Source organism: Pseudomonas sp. RW10S2, assembly GCF_014268985.1.
In the GTDB taxonomy this organism is placed as follows: Bacteria; Pseudomonadota; Gammaproteobacteria; order Pseudomonadales; family Pseudomonadaceae; genus Aquipseudomonas; species Aquipseudomonas wayambapalatensis.
Window position 1 is genome coordinate 73,456 of record NZ_JABWRO010000005.1, and the last position, 20,965, is coordinate 94,420.

Annotated in this window: 17 protein-coding genes; 8 read left to right on the top strand and 9 right to left on the bottom strand. The window is 63.9% G+C overall.

Going from position 1 to position 20,965, the window contains the following annotated elements:
• Nucleotides 1–41: 41 nt before the first annotated feature.
• On the bottom strand, nt 42–1,238 hold the full coding sequence (locus HU729_RS02535; protein WP_189662284.1) for a TolC family protein: 1,197 nt from the start codon (nt 1,236–1,238) through the stop codon (nt 42–44).
• Between the two features lie 245 nt (nt 1,239–1,483).
• On the opposite strand from HU729_RS02535, the gene aroQ reads away from it, so the two are divergent.
• Both aroQ and HU729_RS02545 read left to right on the top strand, forming a co-directional pair.
• Nucleotides 1,484–1,933, top strand: a complete 450-nt coding sequence (gene aroQ / locus HU729_RS02540) for a type II 3-dehydroquinate dehydratase (RefSeq protein ID WP_186664973.1) — start codon at nt 1,484–1,486, stop codon at nt 1,931–1,933.
• On the top strand, nt 1,930–2,778 hold the full coding sequence (locus tag HU729_RS02545; RefSeq protein ID WP_186708191.1) for a shikimate dehydrogenase: 849 nt from the start codon (nt 1,930–1,932) through the stop codon (nt 2,776–2,778). The genes aroQ and HU729_RS02545 overlap by 4 nt, the downstream gene beginning before the upstream one ends.
• Nucleotides 2,779–2,808: 30 nt before the next feature.
• Here HU729_RS02545 and HU729_RS02550 read toward each other — a convergent pair whose 3' ends face one another.
• A complete protein-coding gene (locus tag HU729_RS02550) occupies nt 2,809–3,378 on the bottom strand; it encodes a thioredoxin family protein (protein ID WP_186708193.1) in 570 nt (189 codons plus the stop codon).
• A complete protein-coding gene (locus HU729_RS02555; RefSeq protein WP_186708195.1) occupies nt 3,368–3,643 on the bottom strand; it encodes a DUF2790 domain-containing protein in 276 nt (91 codons plus the stop codon). The genes HU729_RS02550 and HU729_RS02555 overlap by 11 nt, the downstream gene beginning before the upstream one ends.
• 218 nt (nt 3,644–3,861) lie before the next feature.
• Between HU729_RS02555 and HU729_RS02560 the strand changes: the two genes are divergently transcribed.
• From HU729_RS02560 to HU729_RS02575, 4 genes are all read left to right on the top strand, one after another.
• Nucleotides 3,862–4,602 carry a response regulator gene (locus HU729_RS02560; protein WP_186708197.1) on the top strand — a complete coding sequence of 247 codons (741 nt, stop codon included), beginning with the start codon at nt 3,862–3,864 and terminating at the stop codon, nt 4,600–4,602.
• A complete protein-coding gene (locus HU729_RS02565; protein ID WP_186664983.1) occupies nt 4,599–5,900 on the top strand; it encodes a HAMP domain-containing sensor histidine kinase in 1,302 nt (433 codons plus the stop codon). Before HU729_RS02560 ends, HU729_RS02565 begins: the two co-directional genes overlap by 4 nt.
• A 192-nt stretch (nt 5,901–6,092) precedes the next feature.
• Complete coding sequence (locus HU729_RS02570; RefSeq protein ID WP_186708199.1) at nt 6,093–6,719, top strand: ferric reductase-like transmembrane domain-containing protein; 627 nt, start codon at nt 6,093–6,095, stop codon at nt 6,717–6,719.
• Between the two features lie 15 nt (nt 6,720–6,734).
• The gene (locus HU729_RS02575) at nt 6,735–7,229 is read left to right on the top strand and encodes a DoxX family protein (protein ID WP_186664987.1); all 495 of its coding nucleotides are present in this window, start codon (nt 6,735–6,737) and stop codon (nt 7,227–7,229) included.
• An 80-nt stretch (nt 7,230–7,309) separates the two neighbouring features.
• On the opposite strand, the gene HU729_RS02580 is transcribed toward HU729_RS02575, so the two are convergent.
• The 5 genes from HU729_RS02580 to HU729_RS02600 form a co-directional block, all read right to left on the bottom strand.
• Complete coding sequence (locus HU729_RS02580; RefSeq protein WP_186708201.1) at nt 7,310–8,014, bottom strand: putative DNA-binding domain-containing protein; 705 nt, start codon at nt 8,012–8,014, stop codon at nt 7,310–7,312.
• Nucleotides 8,007–8,840, bottom strand: coding sequence for a DUF692 domain-containing protein (locus HU729_RS02585; protein ID WP_186664996.1), 834 nt, complete (start codon nt 8,838–8,840; stop codon nt 8,007–8,009). Before HU729_RS02585 ends, HU729_RS02580 begins: the two co-directional genes overlap by 8 nt.
• A 315-nt stretch (nt 8,841–9,155) precedes the next feature.
• Nucleotides 9,156–9,716 (bottom strand): DUF4174 domain-containing protein, encoded by a 561-nt coding sequence (locus HU729_RS02590; protein WP_186708203.1) that lies wholly within the window; start codon nt 9,714–9,716, stop codon nt 9,156–9,158.
• A gap of 200 nt (nt 9,717–9,916) precedes the next feature.
• Complete coding sequence (locus tag HU729_RS02595; protein ID WP_186708205.1) at nt 9,917–14,803, bottom strand: NEL-type E3 ubiquitin ligase domain-containing protein; 4,887 nt, start codon at nt 14,801–14,803, stop codon at nt 9,917–9,919.
• Nucleotides 14,804–14,897: 94 nt separating this feature from the next.
• Entirely contained in the window at nt 14,898–17,258 is a 2,361-nt protein-coding gene (locus HU729_RS02600; RefSeq protein ID WP_186708207.1) for a DNA polymerase II, read from the bottom strand.
• 198 nt (nt 17,259–17,456) lie between these two features.
• On the opposite strand from HU729_RS02600, the gene HU729_RS02605 reads away from it, so the two are divergent.
• Nucleotides 17,457–19,610, top strand: a complete 2,154-nt coding sequence (locus HU729_RS02605; protein WP_186665004.1) for a TonB-dependent siderophore receptor — start codon at nt 17,457–17,459, stop codon at nt 19,608–19,610.
• Between the two features lie 27 nt (nt 19,611–19,637).
• Here the strand turns inward: HU729_RS02605 and HU729_RS02610 are convergent, their stop codons facing one another.
• Nucleotides 19,638–20,117 carry a VOC family protein gene (locus tag HU729_RS02610; RefSeq protein WP_186708209.1) on the bottom strand — a complete coding sequence of 160 codons (480 nt, stop codon included), beginning with the start codon at nt 20,115–20,117 and terminating at the stop codon, nt 19,638–19,640.
• Nucleotides 20,118–20,332: 215 nt separating this feature from the next.
• Here HU729_RS02610 and HU729_RS02615 point away from each other — a divergent pair, with 215 nt between their 5' ends.
• Entirely contained in the window at nt 20,333–20,902 is a 570-nt protein-coding gene (locus HU729_RS02615) for a ComF family protein (RefSeq protein ID WP_186665008.1), read from the top strand.
• Nucleotides 20,903–20,965: the final 63 nt, after the last annotated feature.

A 20,965-nucleotide genomic window follows, 5' to 3' on the forward strand; every position in this document is an offset into this window, starting at 1 on the left:
TCCTGCTGCAAATGAAGAAGGTGGAACGCTCGATTCGCGCCTCAGCGCCCGGCATCCAGCTGGCCATAGATCCGCTCGATCTGGGCCCGCGCATCACTTGCCGAAGCCAGGGCGTCGAGGTACTGCCCACGGGCTTCGATCAGCGTGCGCTGGGCGTCCAGGACATCGAGGAACGCGAACTTGCCGCGCTCGAAGCCGCGCGTGGCGGTATCTACCGCCTGGCGTGCCGAGGGCAGAATTGTGCGGTCGTAGGCATTGACCTCGGCCATGGCCATGCCCCACTGGCTCAGGGCGCTGCGGGTGTCGCTGCGCAGGCGCAGTTCCACCGCGTTGCGCAGGTCGCGGGCCTGGTCGGCGCGACGCGAGGCCGCCAGCACGTTGCCCTGGTTTCGATCGAACAGCGGCAGCGGCATGGACAGGCCGACCACGTTGACCCGTTCGCGGTCCTCGCGGCTGTACTGGCTGCCCAGGCTGACCGTTAGGTTGGGGATACGCTGGGCTTTTTCCGAACCTAGCGCAGCCTCTGAGCGCTCGATCTGCGCGGCGGCAAGGCGCCACTCGACAGTCTGTTCGACCTTGCCCAGCAAGACCTCGGCCTGTGGCGCCGGGCCAGGCAACAAGCCGCTGCCATCAAGCTGTGTGAACGCCACCTCGGCGCTGCCGGTCAAGCGCGCCAGCGCCTGCCAGGCCACCACGCGATCCGCTTCGGCGCGACGCAGTTGCGCCAGGGCCTGGGCCAACTGCACTTCGGCGCGAGTGGCCTCGACCGGCGATGACTGGCCCGCCGTGACCCGCGCCTGTACCACCCGCAGGCCCCGTTCGGTCAAGGCTTTGGACTGCTCGGCCAGCTCCACCGCAGTCTGCGCCCGCAGTGCAGCATGGAACGCCTGGGTCACATCGGCACGCAGGCCATTGCCTTGGCGCTCGAGCTCCAGCCGGGCGATATCCTGACCGGCCTTGGCCACCTCGACACGCGCGCCCCGTTTGCCACCCAACTCGAGCGCCTGGCTGAGCATGACCGTGGTGGTACTGGTATCGCGGCGAGTGTCTTCACGCTCCCAGGAAAGCTCCGGGTTAGGTATCAGCCCGGCCTGGCGCCGTTCGCCATCGGCAATGCCCTGTCCCTGGCGCACGGCTGCCAGGTCCGGGTTATCGGCAAACGCCGCTTCGAGCGCCTGGCCCAGGGTCAGGCCCTGTCCTGCCTGGGCGAAAGCACTGGCCGACAGCAGGCAAATCAGGACAAGGGAGCGGGAGGGTTTGAACGGCACGGTCTGGGATCCTCGACGGCTGGCGGTTGCTGGCGAGGGACTCTAGGGCGCGGCGGTTATCGTGGCGGTGGCGTGAAGATTACGATTCTGTAATCCAGCCGGAACGATGGGCGATTATCGCCCCCGATTTTGATGCCGAATGGTGCCGCCGATTTACAAAACTAACCAGATAGTACAAAACTTACTGCAGCCAACAATAAAAGCGATGCTGCGCCATGTCATGCCCAATCCTTGTACTCAACGGCCCCAACCTCAACCTGCTGGGCACTCGCGAACCCGGTCACTATGGCCGGGAAACCCTCGCCGACCTTGCGAACCTGTGCGCCGCCAGCGCCCGCGAGCTGGGCCTGGAAACCGAATTTCGCCAGACCAACCATGAAGGTGAATTGATCGACTGGATCCATGGCGCCCGAGGTCGCTGCGCCGGCATCCTGATCAATCCCGGTGCCTGGACCCACACCTCGGTTGCCATCCGTGACGCCTTGGTCGCCTGTGAGCTGCCGGTGATCGAGGTGCACCTGTCCAACATCTACAAGCGCGAACCGTTCCGACACCTTTCGTTCGTATCGGCGGTGGCCGTGGGGGTGATCTGCGGATTGGGCAGCCAGGGCTACCGCGCAGCGCTGGCGCATTTCCAGCAACTGCTGCAGGAGGTGGCTGCATGAGGCCGCACAGCATCCTCGCTGGCCTGATCGGGCGCGGCATCCAGGCCTCGCGCACACCTGCGCTGCACGAGCAAGAGGGCGATGCCCAGGCCTTGCGCTACTTGTATCGGCTGATCGATGTCGACCAGCTGGGCCTGGACGACAGCGCCCTGCCCCGCTTGCTCGACGCGGCACAGCACACCGGCTTTACCGGGTTGAACATCACCTTCCCGTTCAAGCAGGCGATCCTGCCGTTTCTGGATGAACTGTCAGACGAGGCGCGCGGCATCGGCGCCGTCAACACAGTGCTGTTCAAGGACGGCAGGCGCATCGGCCACAACACCGACTGCCTGGGTTTCGCCGAAGGCCTGCGCCGAGGCCTGCCCGGCGTTGCCCGGCGTCAGGTGGTGCAAATGGGGGCTGGCGGCGCGGGGGCAGCAGTGGCCCATGCGCTGCTGGCCGAAGAAGTCGAGTGCCTGGTGCTGTTCGAGATAGACCGCGCACGCGGGCAAGCGCTGGTGGACAACCTCAACACACGCTTCGGAACCGGCCGCGCACGATTGGGCGAGAACCTGGCCGACGCCTTGGCGGCAGCCGACGGGCTGGTCAACACCACGCCAGTGGGCATGGCCAAGCTGCCGGGTACACCGTTGCCGGTCGAACTGCTGCACAGGCGCTTGTGGGTGGCCGAGATCATCTACTTCCCGCTCGAAACCGAGCTGTTGCGCCACGCCCGGGCGCTGGGCTGCCAGACACTCGACGGCGGCACCATGGCTGTGTTCCAAGCGGTCAAGGCATTCGAGCTGTTCAGCGGTCGCAAGGCCGACTCGATACGGATGCAGGCGCACTTCGCCAGTTTGCGGTGAATGGCCCGCTGCAGCGGCGCTAGCCGGCGCCTACGTCGACGGCTCGGCCAGCAGCTCGCGGATCACCTGTTCCTGGCCAGCGTAATCCCCTTCACCGAAATGCACGTGGCGCACTTGCCCCTTGCGATCGACGAAGTAATGCGCCGGCCAGAACTGATTGCCCCAGGCATTCCAGATCCGGTAATCGTTGTCGACCGCCACCGGATAACCGATGCCGAGCGAACGTACCTTCTGCCTGAGATTGCCCACATCATGCTCGTAGTCGTACTCCGGCGTATGCACGCCCACCACCACCAGCCCCTGGTCGGCATAGCGCTTGGCCCACTGGTTGACGTACGGCATGCTGCGCTTGCAGTTGATGCAGTCCCAGGTCCAGAAGTCCACCAGCACGACCTTGCCCTTGAGCGCCGGAGCATCCAGCGGCGGCGAGTTGATCCACGCCTGGGCACCTGCCAGCGAAGGCATTGGCCCCAGGTCGTCCCGCGCCAACAGGTGCCCGGCCAGGCCCAGGCCAGCGAGCGCCAGGACGACACCGCCCAGCTTGAGCCAGCGGCGTCGCCAGGGGCTGCCTGGCTCGGCCTGGGTGCGATCAGTTGTCATGGCAACCGCCGGTGGCGTAGGTGCGGTACTCGACGCTCTGTGCCTGGCCCTGCGAGTCCAGGTAGTCCATGCGGGTGTTGACCACGCCACACGCGTTGCTGCGGTCGTTCTTTACCGACAATACGCGCTTGACGTCCAGGTGATCACCGTAGCGGTACTGCATGGCCTGGCTGTCGGGCATCGGTTGGGTACTGGCCTGGGCGGCGATGGCGCCGACGCTGAGCACGGCGAACAGGCTGGCACTGGCAAGGGTCTTGAAGTTCATGATGGATCTCCTGCGGGGGCTTTGGGTGGGAAGCTGTTCGCTCCCCGGTCGAGAGCCATTTGAAGCCCGCCAGGTATCGGCCATGTGTCGAGAAATGCCCGTGCTGCTTCGTTCTGTATCTGTGTCGCAGGCGGATACACTGCAATACAAACACCCGCATGCAAGCGAGCCGAGCCTCGTTACACTGTGCCCATCGCACTCATTACAGGACCACCATGATGGAACACGTCGATCACATCCTGATCGTCGACGACGACCGCGAAATTCGCGAGCTGGTCGGCAACTACCTGAAGAAGAACGGCCTGCGCACGAGCATCGTCGCCGACGGCCGGCAGATGCGCAGCTTTCTCGAAGGCAACTCCGTCGACCTGATCGTGCTCGACATCATGATGCCCGGCGATGACGGCCTGTTGCTGTGTCGCGAACTCCGTGCCGGCAAGCACCGCAACACGCCCGTCTTGATGCTTACCGCCCGCAACGACGAGACCGACCGCATCATCGGCCTGGAAATGGGCGCCGACGACTACTTGACCAAACCGTTCTCCGCCCGCGAGCTGCTGGCGCGCATCAATGCAGTGATGCGTCGCACGCGCATGCTGCCGCCCAACCTCACCATCAGCGAAAGCAGCCGGCTGATCGCCTTCGGCCAATGGCGCCTGGACACCACCGCCCGCCACCTGCTCGACGACGAAGGCACCCTCGTGGCCTTGAGCGGTGCCGAGTACCGCCTGTTACGGGTATTCCTCGACCATCCGCAGCGGGTGCTCAGCCGCGAGCAACTGCTCAACCTCACCCAGGGCCGTGAAGCCGACATCTTCGACCGCTCCATCGACCTGTTGGTCAGCCGGCTGCGCCAGCGCCTGGGCGACGACGCGCGCGAGCCGACCTGCATCAAGACCGTGCGCAGCGAGGGCTATGTGTTCTCGCTGCCGGTCTCGCTGATCGAGTCGCCAACATGAAGTGGCCAGGCACTCTGGCTTCGCGCCTGGCGCTGATCTTCCTGACCGGGCTGGTGCTGGCCTACGGCTCGTCGTTCGGCCTTCAGTTCTACGAGCGCTACGTCAGCAGCCGCTCGATGATGCTGAGCAACCTGGAAATGGACGTCGCCACCTCGGTGGCCATCCTCGACCGCCTGCCCGCCGCCGAACGTGCTGCGTGGCTGCCGCGCCTGGAGCGTCACAACTACCGCTACCGCCTCGACCAAGGCCTCGCCGGCCAGAGCATGCCCAGCGCCGACCCGCCCATGGCAGCAGAGTCGATCGTCAAGGCGATTGGCAAGGACTATCAACTGACCTTCCAGGAAATCCCTGGGCCGAACGCACACTTCCAGGCTCATCTCGACTTCGCCGACGGCGCGCCGCTGACCATCGACGTCACCCCGGCGCCGGTGCCACTGGCCACCTGGCTACCCGTGGTGCTGTTGTTCCAGCTGGCGGTCCTGCTGCTGTGCACCTGGCTTGCGGTACGCCTGGCGATCGGCCCCCTGACGCGCCTGGCCCAGGCCGTCGATCATCTCGACCCCGACAAGCCCGGCCTACAGCTGGATGAGAGCGGCCCGCGCGAGGTGAAGTACGCCGCCGTGGCCTTCAACGCCCTGCAGGCACGCATCGCCGCTTATCTCAAGGAGCGCATGCAATTGTTGGCGGCCATCTCCCATGACCTGCAGACACCGATCACACGCATGAAGCTGCGCGTGGAAGTGATGGATGACGGGCTGGAAAAGGACAAACTGTGGAACGACCTGAGCGCCATGGAGCATCTGGTGCGTGAGGGGGTGGCCTACGCCCGCAGCATGGACAGCAGCACCGAACAGCCCTGCAAGGTCAATCTCGACGCGTTCCTCGACAGCCTGGTGTTCGACTACCAGGACAGCGGCGCGCAGGTCGTGCGCTGCGGTGACACCGACACGGTGCTGCATACCCGCCCGCATGCCTTGCGCCGAGTCCTGGTCAACCTGCTGGACAACGCCTTGAAGTTCACCGGCTCTGCGCGCCTGGAAGTCAGCCACGGCAGTACCGGCGACACCCTCATTCGAGTGCTCGACGACGGCCCGGGGATTCCCGAACAGGAATTGAGCGAGGTGCTCAAACCCTTCTATCGGGTCGAAGGCTCGCGCAATCGCAGCACCGGCGGGACCGGACTCGGGCTGGCCATTGCCCATCAACTGACCCAGGCCATGGGTGGACGACTGAGTCTGAGCAATCGTGAAAGCGGCGGGCTGTGCGCCCAGGTAGAACTGCCCCCCTCCCACCTGTAGAAGTGGGGCTGTCTGTGGGAGCGGGCTTCCCTCCCACGGTCGGTTCATGTATGGATCTGTAGCACACCCGCCCAACGCTACACACCGATACACAACCCCCGCCCCGCCGACACACTGCAGATACCCCTCGCCAACACACTCCCAGCCACAACAACGCCACGGCCTTCGCCGTCGCAGACCTGGGAGCTGCTCATGAAAAACCTCGCGTTACCCTCCGGCTGGAAGCTGTTCGCTGCCCTTGCCGGCCTGACCCTGCTGATGGCCGGGCTGGCCCTGTCGATGCACCCCGTCGGCTCTGCCGAAGCCCTGCGCACAGCCATCCGCGCCACCGCACGCAGCTCCTTCGCGCTGTTCCTGCTGACGTTTCTCGCCTCCTCGCTGGTGACCCTGTTACCTGGAGTCTTCAGTCGCCAGGTGCTGCGTGAGCGACGCTTCCTCGGGTTGGCCTTCGCCTTCTCCCACACGGTTCACGGGGTACTGATCTACCTCTATGCGCAACGCTTCCCTGAGCTGTTCTGGGCCGGCCGCACCGCAGTGGCCAACATTCCCGGCAGTGTTGGCTACCTGTTCATCCTGCTGCTGACCCTGACCTCGTTCAAAGGCGCCATGCGCCTGCTCGGCGGCCGTCTGTGGCGAGGCCTGCACAGCACCGGCACCTGGGTGCTGGCCGGGGTGTTCTGCCTGTCGTTCTACAAGCGCATCCCGATGGGCGGCTGGTACCCGCTGGCATTCGCCCTGATGTTCGCTGCCATCGTCCTCAAGCTCACCGCCAAGCGCGCTCAACACCTGCGCCGCGCCAAACCTGCCCTTTCCTGCTGAAGCGAGACCTGCACCATGACAACGCTGATCAACCGCACCCTTTCACGCATCGACAACACCGGCAACTGGAGCGCAGACCTGCCCCTTCGGCTGTTCCTGGCCTGGGAGTTCTTCGAATCAGGCCTTGAGAAGTTCAACGGCAACAACTGGTTCGTCGACTTGCAGGCCAACTTCCCCTTCCCGTTCAACGTGCTGCCCGCTGAATTCAACTGGCAACTGTCGATGTGGGCCGAGCTGATCTGCCCGCTGCTCCTGCTGCTGGGCTTCGGTACACGGCTGGCCTCGGTGGTGTTGGCCGTGGTGACGGTCGTCGCGATCGCCTCCGTGCACTGGCCGGCACATTGGTCATCGCTGGCTGAGCTGGCCCAGGGCTATACCATTACCGACCGCGGCTTCGGCAACTTCAAGCTGCCGCTGATCTACCTGGTGGCGTTGCTGCCGCTGATACTCAAGGGATCCGGCCGCCTGAGCCTGGATCATTGGCTGGCCCGTCGCTGGCAGCACGGCTGATCAAGGCCCGCAGAACACAAAGCCCACGCCTGGCAACAGGCGTGGGCTTTGTGTCTTCCCGCAAAGCTTGAGGCGACTCGTCAGGCCGCCCGGGTTCCGATGATCACACCCTGGGCGCGCAACCCTTCAAGCATCGCTTTGCCGCCTTCGAGCAACGCCTCGCCGCCCAGTGCCAGCAAGCGCTCACGCCCGCTGCCCGATGCGTTCAACAGCTGCCACGCCAAGGGTGCCAGGCGGGAAAAGTGCACCTTGAACCCTGCATCGCGGTGCACCAGCAGCAGAGTGGGCACCTCAGGCGCCTGTTCTGGCTGATAGTCAGGGCCGATTCGCTCTACCGGCCATTGATAAGCCAGCACCTGGGCCACACAGGATAGCAGCGGTTCCCCGTCAAGCAGGTCGCCGTGCGGATCGTGTGCGGGGTCCTGCGCATCCGTGAGGCTCAAGTACGCCTCGATCCACTCGTAATGCGCCAGTTCCAGTTGCCAGGGTGCGTCCAGCTCGACACCCTGCAGGTAGTCGATGAAGCCTTCGGCGACCTCGGTGAACAACGGGGTCTGGCTGCGATAGTTGGCATAGAAATCACGCACCCGGGCATGCCAGACCTGATCGCCCAACGTCTTGCGCATCACCGGGAAACCGCCGGCCAGCAGGCCCTCGATGGCCCCGTAGAACAGCTCGCGGTAGACCTTCAACCGCCGCTCCTCGATACCGGGTGGCGCCGGATGACGCTGCGGGTCGCGCAGGTGACGGGCCAGGGTGAATTGTTGCTCGCGCAGTTCAGTCATGGCGCAACCCTCCGGCAGCCTGTTGCAGCGCCCGGATGCGTGCAGTCTCGGCGAGCAGCTCGGCCATGGGCGGGTAGTTGAAGTCGCGTTCCAGTACGGTCGGCTGATTGCCGAAGCGCTGGCACGCAATCGAGAACAGCGTCCATACGTCTTCCTTCACCGCAGCGCCGTGGGTGTCCACCTTCAAGTCCGCTGCCTCGTCGTAGTGCCCCGCCACATGCATGCCAACCACTCGCTCGCGCGGCAGCCCTTCGAGGAAGGTCAATGCGTCGTACCGGTGATTGCAGGCATTGACGAAGACATTGTTGACGTCCAGCAACAGGTCACAGTCGGCTTCCTCGAGCACCGCGCAGATGAACGACAACTCGCTCATCGCCTGGTAGGGCGCGGCGTAGTAGCTGATATTTTCCACGGCGATGCGCCTGCCCAGGCAATCCTGGGCCTGACGGATACGCGCAGCGACATGGCGGACCGCTTCGTCGGTGAAAGGGATCGGCATCAGGTCGTAGAGGTGACCGTCATCGCTGCAATAGCTCAGGTGCTCGCTGTACAGCTTCACCTGGTAACGGTCCATGAAGCGCCGGGTGCCATCGAGCAGCTTCAAGTCCAGCGCCTCCGGCCCGCCCAGCGACAGTGACAAGCCATGGCAGGCGATTGCGAAACGTTCGGCGAGCTGCGCCAGCCCATGGCCGAAGGCGCCACCGACATTGATCCAGTTCTCCGGGGCGCACTCGAGGAAGTCCACGGTGCCCGGCTCCAGTTTCAGCAGTTCAGCCAGCAGGCCGCGGCGCAAGCCAAGGCCGGTGAGCAAGGGTTCGGAATGCATGGGGAAAGTCTCCGCAGGGGCCGGAAACGACCGCGGGGCAAGCCGCCTCCCGTTGAACGATGGAAGATGGCTTGCCCCGCGCGCTAACCGGCGAAAAGTCAGATGTTTCGAATGAGACGGCAGAGCGGCGGGAGAAGATTGCAGATGGCGGTCATGGCGAAGCTCCACGTCGGTCGAAAGGTCAGCTCATTTCGCCGCAGTGGTGTGTCCCCGATGTATCGAGAAGCGAGGGAATTTGTATGGCAATCGGTCACCGGGGCCCGCTGATACAGTGGGATACAAAAACGCCGGTCTGCAAAGACCGGCGCTGGCGGTTCAGTCGTCCAGTGGCTTGGGCGGTGCTGCCGGCTTGGCCGGTTTGGCAGCCTTGCCAGTTTCTTTCGCCTTGGGCTCCGAGGCCGGGGCAGCGGCTACTGGCTCGGGGGCAGCAATGGCTTTCTCTGCCGCCGGCAGTTCGTCAACGGCCTTGAAAATCGCCTGCGGGTCGATCTTCTCACCGCTTTCATCATCCTTGAGCATGTGGCGCTCGCCATCCTTGCCGATCAGGATCACCTTGGTGCCCTTGCTCGCGCCAAGCTTGAGTTCGCGGATCAGCGCCATGGTGGTCTGCTGCTCGAGGTTCTTGTCTTCGCGTTTACCCATCATCTGGGCGACGCTGAACAGCACCAGGTTGCGCTCCTTGAACCCGGCCTGGGTGGCCGGATCCTTCATGGCCTCCTCCAACCCGCGCAACGTCGGGTCGGCGCTGCTGGGGGCGATCACGACCAATGGCCGTGCCTTGCCCAGCTCCTTGGCCAGGGGCGCATCGCTGTCGGCAGCCAGCAGCGGGGCAGCGACGGCAAGCAGAGTGGCGAGGGTCAGTGACCGGACGAGCATGTGTATCTCCTTGTTCTCTCGATATATCAATGACTACAGATCATAGAGAAAGATCCGACACGGAGCCTAAACCACCTGAAGTGGAACATGCGCTGTGCAAAGGTAACTTCCGGTGTCCAGGCCTTCGCTCGGGACGTGCGGAAATGCCCGCCCCCCACTGCAGAGCATAGCCCAACAATGAACGCTGGCACCCTCGCCTCTCAGCCCATGCCGCTGCCACGGCTCGGCCCCGGCTGCGGCTCGGAAGTCGGCGGTGTTACCTGCGACGGGTTCTGCGCCAGCGCCGTTCGGGTCAGTTCGATGATGCGTGCCTGCACCGCCGCATCGTGCTCGGTCGACAACAGGTCCATCGTTTCGCGAAAGGTCTGGGAATCCATGCCAGTGCCCAAGGCGCGCATGCGCTCGGCAAATTCGCCATCGGCCAAGCGCATCTGAAGGCTGGCACGCTGCTCGCGCAGTTGTCGGTCGATATCCGCGTGCCGCTGCAGATGGGCCTCCAGGGCTTCCCCCGTCAGGCCGCCGCGTTGAAGGTCAAGCTCGGCGGACTGAGCCTGAAGTCGTTGAACCTCGATACTCAAGGCTTGCACGGTATCGTCATAGGACCGGGTGCCTGTCGAGTCATCGCCAGCCATCTCCTGAGCCACCTCGATACGCTCGAAGAACGGCCTCTTGATGGCGTCGAATTCCTCTTGATGGGTGTTCTTGAGGTGCTCAGTCCAGAATTCACGCATGAACAGCGACTCGACCATGGCCTGCTCGGTTTCCCCCTCGCGCAGCCGCCGGCGGGCCGCAGCCAAACGCTCAGGGTTCAAGCCGGCAGTCTGCTGGTAGGCGATGTCTGACGGCTGTGCAGGCAGATCGAACTCATCGCGCAACATGACCCGGTAGGCCAATTCGACCTCGATTTCATCGGGGTCGCTCCCCGCGACCACACGACCGGCAATGTCATCGACGGCAATCCGTTCGATTTCATCCAGGCGCCACAGCTGCCGCCCCAGGTGCACCAATGCCGCATCCTGGGCACCGCCCCGGGCGTCAACCAGTGCCTTCCAGACCAGCATGCGCACTTCCAGCCGACTGAAGTTCCCGATGACACTGTCCTGGCAGGTCCTGGGCAACATCGCCTGGGTGAAGAGTTCCTCGCGCAACTGCTCATGCTCGCGCATCGCCAGAATCATGCTGTTCACTCGCCGCCCAAGGTCTGTGCCGTGATTGCGAAAATCCAGCGTTTCGGGCAGGCGGCGCAACAGGTCCATGAAATCGGCGCTGCCCGGCGCCTCGGCCAGCCCATTCCAATGCTCGTCGAACAGTGCGGTGGAACCTGCATCGATCACCTGTCTCCAGATACCGCGTGCTCTGTCGAGCGTAGCAGCGACATCCCCCGCTTGATCGCCGGCATTCTCGGCTTCCAGCTCCTCTTCAACCATCAGTTGATGACGAATCATGAAGCTGCGCAGGCGCTGGGTAGAGGTGGCGCTCAGCGGGTTATCGCTCAACAGCACCGAGCGGGCATACCACCTAGGGGCACTGAAGAAGTGGTCGGGAAGTTCGACAATTGCGTTGTGACGCAGGTCAGCGATCGCCAGAGAGCCGCGACTCAGCAAACCGTCAGGCAACTGGCTGATTCCGGTGTGCGCCAGCTGAAGGGAGCTCAGATGTGGCATGCTTGCCACGGAAAAACTACGCCCCAACGGGTTGTACGACAAATCCAGTAACCTCAGATGCGTCAGTTGCAACAGTGTGGCTGCCTGGCGATCGTCCAGCACGATCCGATTGCCGGTGAGGTCCAGTTCCCGCAGTCGCGAGAGGTGACGTAACCGCGGCGGCAGGCGGGTAAGCCTGTTGCTGGGTAACTCGAGGACTTCCAGGCGGCCGAACGCCCGCATGAAGGTGCTGGGAATTTCGGTCAAGCCAATGCCGCGCAACGACAACGACACCACATGGTCGAAACTGACCTGTTGCGCAATCTCCGGGAGCGACTGCAATGACACGGCCCACAGGTTCAGACGTTGACCGATCACGCGCCCGAACTGGTCGTACACTCTGGGCAGGGTGCGCCGCCAGGCCGCGAGCAAGGCATCGCGCAGGTAGGCTCGCTCTCCACGGGCGCTCAGGCCGCCAGGCTGATTGGCCCACAACTGCAGGTGCGTCTCCAGCAAAGCCATCTCATCCTCTAGCCGAGTCAGCTCGATGTGAATGTTTGTGCCGCTGTTGCCGAGCATGACCAGCCAGGTTCGCACCTCGTTGTCGCTCAGGTTCGGGTACAGGTTACGCACCCTGCCGAACAACGGCCGGCATCGCCCACGTCCGGCGCCGCGACCGCTCAACGGGTAACCGACCCGCCCATCCGCCAGACGTTGCGGCGCCCGGAACCAGCCTGCAGAGGCGCGCTTGCCGAGCATCCCCACCACTTGCGAGCGACGGGCCGCCGTCGCGCGCGCCAGGGTCACACGCAGGTTGTGGGCCAGGGGCTCGGTCAACCCCAGGGCCTCCCGCTGCCCGTCGTCCACCGCGCCACTCAGGACGTCGAACAGTTCGCCTTCCTTGAGCACCACCTCTGTTGCACCGTCGAGCAACTGGAAATGCCCATCGGTGTGAACCAGGGCCAGTGTGCGAACGGCCTGTGCGCGGTCTATCGACAGCAGTACCGGGCCGTCCGCCGAGCCCTCGCACAAGCGCCAGGCCACGTTGCGCGAAGCACCCGGCAGTGTGTCCAGCACCTGCAGCGCAACGCGGGCAAGATCGGCATTCTGGCTGGCATCCAGGTACAACCCTTCGAACACCCGGGCCACCCTGATACGCCACACCGCAGCGCCCGCCTGAGAGGCAAGGTCCATCGCCACCCGGCCGTTGTCCAGCAAGCGCCCACGATCGACCACACTGGCTTCGCGCAACAGTTGCGAGGCCGCCCGACTGTGCAGTGAAGAGAACTGTCGGCACAGACGCTCGACGCCCGCGTCTCCGGTTGGCTGCTCCAACGCATACAACTGCTCGAACAGACGCCTGCGTTCGGACCAGATCAGCTCCGCCAATGCCTGATCGGAAGCATCAGCGCCGCCGGACAGCAACCGTGCCTGACCGAGTACAGCCTCGTCGGTGGCTATGATCCCACTGCGCAATTGGCTGACCACTCGACGGATGCGCAGGTCCAGCCGATAGCGGACGACACTGTCCAGCCATTCGCCATCGGCCACACGTCCCTCGACATGGACCGCGCGCAGATGCTGCGGTTGTATGTCGTGGGCGAGCAGGATTTCGTCGATCTGGTCGTCGTCCAGCTCGGCAAAGTCATGCCCCAGGCGCCGGAACGAACGCCGAGGCTCATCCCACTCCAGTGGTTGCTCCCACCACAGCCGCCAGCCGCCCGCACCATTGTGTCTGAGCACAGGCGCGTGGTTGTCGTCACCCTGCAAGCGCCAGCGCTGATCGCTACCCTGCGCAACCCGATAGTGCTGGCCATCCATTTCAATCCAGCAACCTTCGCCGGCACGGTATACACCTTGGTCGTCACGCAGCGCCCCGGCAGGCGGCGCATTGCGAAATGGCGTGAGGTCCTCCTTCCATAGTCGCGTGCTGCCGTCCTCCAGCCGGACCGGCAATAGGCTATCGACCAGCGCCGAACGGCTCCAGGCCGCTCGCGCCACCTGCGCACCTGCCGCCGTGGCTGCAATCATGGCTACATCGCCGGCGACGTTGAGCAGGTGATCGAGGGCCTCGCTGCTATCCCCCTCGTGCCAGGCCTCGACACCGTGGTAGACCTCACCCAGCAGTTCCCATGCGGTCACTGCGAGCAACACCGCGCCCAGGGCCGGCACGAAGAGCCCCGCTATATTGAGCAAAGCCCAGCCTTCTGCGGACAAGCGCTGATCGTGCTCGCGCCGGACCTGTTCATCCACCGCAGCCGAGGGCACGGCAATCATCGCCGCATCGGCCTTGACCTGCGCAATGCGCGCACGGCCCAGCGCACTGAACAGCGAGCCTTCCAGGGTACTGGCAGTAGCCTGGTCGGTGATCTCCCAGGGGTGCATATGCTCTTCCAGTGCGATGTTTGCCAGGTCCGACACGCCCTGGTAGCCCGAAACAACGGCGGAAAAGAACGACTGCGCATCGCGGCGCAACACAAAGCGGCTGAAGAAACGCTGGTACCCGGGCAGGCGCAGGCGCTTGCCCAGGTCATTGGCAAAGTGGCGCAGGTCGGGGAATGCGCTCCACGGAGTCGTCGGATCGCCCGGAATGTGGACCAGCACGCGGTAGCTGGAGCTGTACAGCGGGCTGAAGATCTCGTCACGAACATCCAGCACCACGATCTGCTCCAGGGTGCACGCCAGCAGGCTCAGGCGCTTGCACTGCACCGGACGTCCTTCGAAGGTCAACGAGGCTTTCTGCGCGCAGAGATTGTGCACCAGCAGGTATTCGTCCTCGCTCAGAACACCTTTGAGCCGCGCAACGCAGGCATCAGCCAGCATACCGTAGCGATGGGCCCGGCCGAACACCGATTCGGCGGCAGCGCCCGAATGGCTGTCCTGCTCCAGCACGGTGTGCAAATGACGCTGGTATTGACCGCCCAGGTCCAGAGACCGGCACAATGCAGCGAAACGGCGCGCGTTGGGCAGCCGGGCAGATGCATTGCGAGGATCGCTTAGCCCGTTGCCGGGTAACTGCCCGCCGTCCTCGGTTTCCTCCTCGCGGAAATTGCGCAGCGCCGCCTCGACCAGGGGCATTTGCGTGTACACCGGCTCCGTCACCGGGTAACCGATGGGTATCGAGGTGAGCACTGGCTCGCGGTGACCACGACGAAACTGCAACGCGCGGACATCGAACGGCCCATCGACATGGGGCCTGAAGGCCTCGGCCAAACGCGTTTCGGCAAAGCTGTCCAGGCTGTCCAACTGCCCCATGATGGCTTGGGCCCGCGCCTGGAAATACACGCTGAGCCTCATCGCCTCGTACAGGTGCTTGACCTGCTCCGGGGAAGCCTGGCGTAGCCAGTCCGGCAAACGCTGACCAATCACGGCGTCCTGATGCAGTGCGTGAACATCAGGGACGGCGGTGGCGTCTTGTTCGTGCTGTACGCGGGGGGTCGTCATGGCGTAGCGCTCCTTGGAAAAGAAGCGCAGGCTAGGTGGCAGCGGCCATGCTCGGGCAGTAGATAGATGCCACCCCGGCGGCAGCCGCCCCCCCTCAGAAGAGCAGGAGCTGGCGATCGGTCAGGCTGGCGAAGTCATCCCCCACGAACGGCAGGATCGCATCCGCCACCGGCTGCAACTGACGGCTCAGGTAGTGCTCGTGATCGACTGGCGACTGCAGGTTCTCCAGGGGCTCCGGGCCAGCCGTGGTGATGACGTAGCTGATCCAGCCGCCGCGCTGGTATTGCAGCGGGCGCCCCAGGCGCAAATTGTATTCATCGGCAAGACGCGCGGCGCGCACATGGGGTGGCACGTTGCGTTGGTAGTCCTGCAACGGACGACGCAAGCGCTTGCGATACACCAGCAGTTCATCCTGCTCGCCCAGCAGCGTGCGTCGTACATAATCGCGCACATAGTCGCGATAGGGCTGGCCACGGAAAATCCGGCCATACAGTTCCTGCTGGAACTGCCGGGCCAGCGGCGACCAATCGGTGCGTACCGACTCCAGCCCTTTGAAGACTACCTCGTCCTGACCGTCGGCGCGCTGCACCAACCCGGCATAGCGCTTCTTGCTGCCCTCCTCGGTGCCGCGGATGGTCGGCATCAGGAAGCGCCGGTAGTGGGTTTCGAACTGCAGCTCCAACGCACTGTGCAGGCCCATCTCCTGGCGCAGGTGTTCGCGCCACCACTGGTTGACCTCGGCCACCAGTGCACGCCCGATATGCGTCGCCTGATCCTCGTCATGCGCGCCCTTGAGCCAGACGAAGGTGGAGTCGGTGTCGCCATAGATCACGTCATAACCACGTGCTTCGATCAAGGCGCGGGTCTGGCGCATGATCTGGTGCCCACGCAGGGTGATCGACGAGGCCAGGCGCGGGTCGAAGAACCGGCAACCGCTGGAGCCAAGCACACCGTAGAAGGCGTTCATGATGATCTTCAGGGCCTGGGACAACGGGGCGTTACCCGCTTTCTTCGCCGCCTCGCGATTCTGCCAGACGCGCTCGACGATGGCCGGCAAAGCGTGACGGGTACGCGAGAAGCGAGCGCCACGAAAGCCCTCGACCGAGCTGGCCTGATCGGGCTCACGCAAGCCTTCCACCAGCCCCACCGGGTCGATCAGGAAGGTACGGATGATCGATGGATACAGACTCTTGTAGTCCAGCACCAGCACCGACTCGTAAAGGCCTGGCTGCGAGTCCATGACGAACCCGCCCGGGCTGGCCTCCCCCTCGCGGCTGCCCAGGCTCGGCGCGACGAAACCCAGCCGGTGCATGGCCGGGATGTACAGGTGACAGAACGCCGCCACCGAGCCGCCGCTGCGGTCCACCGGTAGGCCAGTCACCGTGGCACGTTCAAGAAGGAAGTCGAGCAGCCGGGTGTGCTCGAAGATGCGGGTGACCAGCTCGCAATCCTTGAGGTTGTAGCGCGCCAAGGCCGGCTTGTCCTCGGCGAACATCCGGTTGATCTCATCCATGCGCTGGTAGGGGGTGTCGATAGCCTTACCTTCCCCCAGCAGGGTCTGGGCAACGTTTTCCAGACTGAACGAGGGGAAGCTCCAGGTCGCCGAGCGCAGGGCCTCGATGCCGTCGATCAACAGCCGCCCCGGCGCGTCGGCGAAGAAATGCGTACGGCTGCCATGCTCGCGCAGGGTCATCGGCGCACCGTCGCGACCCAGGCACAGAGGCACCTGCAATTGCCGAGCGTGATCGTGAAGGATGCGCAGGTCGAACTGCACCAGGTTCCAGCCGATGATCGCGTCCGGGTCATGGCGTGCCAACCAGTGGTTGAGGCATTCGAGCAACTGGCCACGGTCGGCGCAGTAGTGCAGGTCGAAATCCTCTACCTGCGCCTGGCCGTTGGCAGGGCCGAGCATATAGACCTGACGCTGGCCGCACCCCTCCAGCGCGATGCTGTACAACTCGCCACGTTCGCTGGTCTCGATATCCAGAGACACCAGGCGCAGGCTCGGTCGGTAGTCCGGATGCGGCTTGAGCTGTGCATCCACGACCGCTCCCTGGGCATCGACACGACCACCGAACGACACCGGCGCGGTAATGAAGCGCTCCATCAGATAGCGCTCCGGCGGCCGGATATCAGCCTCCAGCACCTCGACGCCGGCCGTGCGCAGGCGTTTGTCCAAGGCCATCAGCTGGCGGTGTTGGCGGCAGTACAGGCCCATTACAGGCCGCTGCTGAAAGTCGCGCAGCTCAAGGGGGCGCAACTCTGCGCCCGGCTCATCGGCGAGCAACAGTTGCGCGTGGGCGGCCTGCTGTGCGGGCACGAACGCCACCGAAACCTGCGCGCCCAGGCGCACGCGCCGGGGGCCCTGGTCGGTGGCCAGCCAGAACTCCACGCACGTGCCGTCGGGGGTGTCATGCCAATGACGGGTCAGGACAAAACCCTGCTGCAGCTCCACATGGACCTCACACACTTGATCAAGCGCGGATTCTACTCGCTTTGCGCAAGCCTCGGGACGCCCCGCGATCCTGCAACCCACGGACGAATGTGAAAAATTTGGCGATTTTTTTGGCATACCACGCTTTCGGACCGCGACAAATCCTGACACACTTATTGCTAATCATTCTCATAAGTACTAGCAACAAGGATATCTGGCATGACCCCTGCTGCTCCGCCTCGTCGTTTCGCGCCCAACCTGTTGACCCTGGCCATCTGTATCAGCACCTTGCCCCATGCCATGGCCGACGACCAGCAACCACCCGGAACACTGGAACTGGGCGCCACCGAGATCACTGACAACCGGCTGGGCAGCACCACCGAAGGCAGCACGTCCTACACCACCGGCGCCATGAACACCGCGACCAAGCTGCCGTTGACCATGCGCGAGACGCCACAGGCGGTCACGGTGATCACTCGTCAGCGCATGGACGACCAGAACATGACCAGCATCAACGACGTGGCCCGCTACACCCCTGGGCTGTTCCTCAACCAGTCCAGCGGCCCCGGCCGCCAGAGCTACACCGCCCGGGGCTTCGACGTCGACAACCTGATGTACGACGGCATCCCGAGCGCCTATACCGGATCGGTGGTTGGCGCCCAACCCAACCTGGCGATGTTCGACCGCGTCGAAGTGGTCCGCGGTTCTACCGGTCTGGTCACAGGCGCCGGTACACCATCAGCGGCCATCAACCTGGTGCGCAAGCGCCCGCTGGCCGAGCAGAAAGTCACCGTGACCGGCGCGGCCGGGAGCTGGGACAACTACCGTGGCGAACTCGACGCCTCCAGCCCGCTCAACGACAGCGGCACCCTGCGCGGCCGAATCGTGACCTCCTACCGCGATGCCAACGGGTTCCGTGATGGCCAGGAAGAAAACCACGGGCTGTTCTATGCCATCAGCGAAGCCGACCTGAGCGATGACACCACCTTGACCCTGGGCTTTTCACACCAGAAGGACAAGACCAATTTCTTCTGGGGCGCGATCCCCACCGACCTCAGCGGCCATCACCTGGATGTGTCGCGTTCGTACAACCCCGGCACCGACTGGGAAGACAAGGACCAGGAGATCAACACCCTCTTCGCCGAAGTGCGCCAGCACCTGGCCAACGACTGGAAACTGCAGGTCAACGCCAACTACAGCGAGCAGAACGCACTGTTCCGCGGTTCTTACCAGTCGCGCTGGAACACTGCCAAGACCTTGAGCAGGACGGTCTACCAGTCCGCGCACGACGAAAACCAGCTGGGCCTGGACGCCTTCGCCAGCGGCCCCTTCGAGCTGCTGGGCCGCACCCATGAACTGGTGCTGGGTGCCAGCAAGCGCATCTACGACATGAACAAGCGCGACTACAGCCCCTATGACACCAACTATCCGCTCGACGGCGGCAAGCCGAACTTCCTGCACACCGGAAACAGTCGCTACCTGATCAACCAGGAAGGCGTCTACGCCACCACCCGCCTGAGCCTGGCCGACCCGCTCAAGCTGATTCTCGGGGGGCGCCTGGACTGGTACGACTACGACCAGCGCGACAGCAACGACGGCGACTACAAGGTGACCCGCAACGTCACCCGCTACGGCGGCCTGATCTATGACCTGGACGAGCATCACTCGGTGTATGTGAGCTACACCGACATCTTCACCCCGCAGAGCGGCAAGGACGTTTCCGGCAAGCCGATCATCCCGATCGTCGGCAAGAACTATGAAGTCGGCATCAAGGGCGAATACTTCGACGGTGCATTGAACGCCAGCCTTGCGGTGTTCCGTATCGATCAGGAAAACCGCCAGGTCGAGATCGGTGCGGCCAACTGCCCGCAGATGACCTGCTACGAGGCCTCGGGCGAGGTCCGCAGCCAGGGTATCGATTTCGAGCTGCAGGGCGCACTGACCGACCATTGGCAGATCGGCACCGGCTACACCTACGCGCGCGTGCACACCATCAAGGACGAGAAGAACCCGGCCAGCGTCAACAAGCCGCTCAAATCCGACACGCCCGAGCACCAGTTCAAGCTGTTCACCACCTACCGCTTCCAGGGCCCGCTGGAGAAGCTGCGGGTGGGCGGCGGCATCACCTGGCAGAGCCGCATGTACAACGACATCCCGGTCGATGGCGGCAACTATCGGCTGGTACAGGGCAGCTACGCGGTCACCGACCTGCTGGCCGGCTACCAGGTCAACCAGCATCTGGACCTGCAGCTCAACGCCAACAACATCTTCGACAAGAAGTACTACTCGTCCATCTCCAAGTCGGTGGACTACGGCGGCGACACCTTCGGCGATCCGCGCAACCTGATGCTGACGGCCAAGTACAGCTTCTGACCCTCGCGGGCTGGCAGGCAAGGCCTGTCAGCCCCGGATTGCCCGCTCGATCGTGGCGATGTCGATCTTGTCCATCTCCATCATCGCCTCGAACGCCCGTTTGGCTGCCGCGCGGTCGCTACCGCCGACCGCGTCGGTCAGCACTCGCGGGCTGATCTGCCACGACAGCCCCCATTTATCCTTGCACCAGCCGCACACGCTGGCCTGGCCACCGTTATCGATGATCGCGTGCCAGTAGCGGTCGGTCTCGGCCTGGTCGTCGGTGGCCACCTGGAACGAAAACGCCTCGGAGTGCTTGAACGCGGCCCCGCCATTGAGACCCAGGCACGGAATGCCCATCACGATGAACTCCACCGTAAGCACATCACCCTCCTTGCCCGAGGGGTAGTCGCCCGGCGCCTTGTGCACGGCGAGCACACGGCTGTCGGGGAAGGTAGCGGCGTAGAACTTCGCCGCCGCCTCGGCATCGCTGTCGAACCACAGGCAGATGGTGTTCTTGCTGGGCATGGCAGGCCCCCGGATCGGTGGATGATCCTGAGCAGTCTAGCCGGGCCCGTGACCACTGGCCGACGAGGGCGACACACGGATAGCTCAGAATTTTCCTACCCATAAAACGGAAAGCGTGAAGTCGAAATTGGGACTTCCCCGTCGCAACATTGCCACCACGGCTGATTGATGGCCGTTAGAAAGTCTCTGGCATATCAACGACAAGGAAGCCTCACATGGACATTCGCACGCTGCCGGGCAACGACGCCTGGGATTACGGTATCAGCCTCGACAAACACATCGTCTGCAGCGTGCCGGTCGGCGAAAACGCCCAGGGCTACATGCAGTTCGACACCACCCGCACCGCCATCGGCGAGGCGGTGTTCCAGCTCAAGTACCGCGACGACTACGACCTGGTGGACTTCCTCGCAGAATCTGTCGTCCAGGCGATACAGAATGTCCCGGTGGATGTCGTGCTGCCCATGCCCGCCAGCCGCCAGCGTACTCGCCAGCCCGTGCACGCGGTGGCAGAACGGGTAGCCCAGTTGCTGGAGCTCGAGTACTGCGACCAGACACTGATCAAGCACAGCAGCACCGTCGCAATGAAAGACCTGGCGACCTATGAAGAGCGCTGCGCTGCACTGCAAGGTTGCTTTGTCACCCAAGACAAACTCCACCCGTGCAATGTCCTGCTGCTCGACGATCTGTTCGACACTGGCGCCTCGCTGGAAGCCGCCTGTACCGCCCTGCGCGGATACGCTAGCATCCGCTCAATTGCAGTCGTCACCCTTACACGGAGGCATTGATGCCGAAGGTTTTCATCTCCGGCTCGATCACGCTCAAGCCCCCCCCCCCCCCCCCCGGGGGGG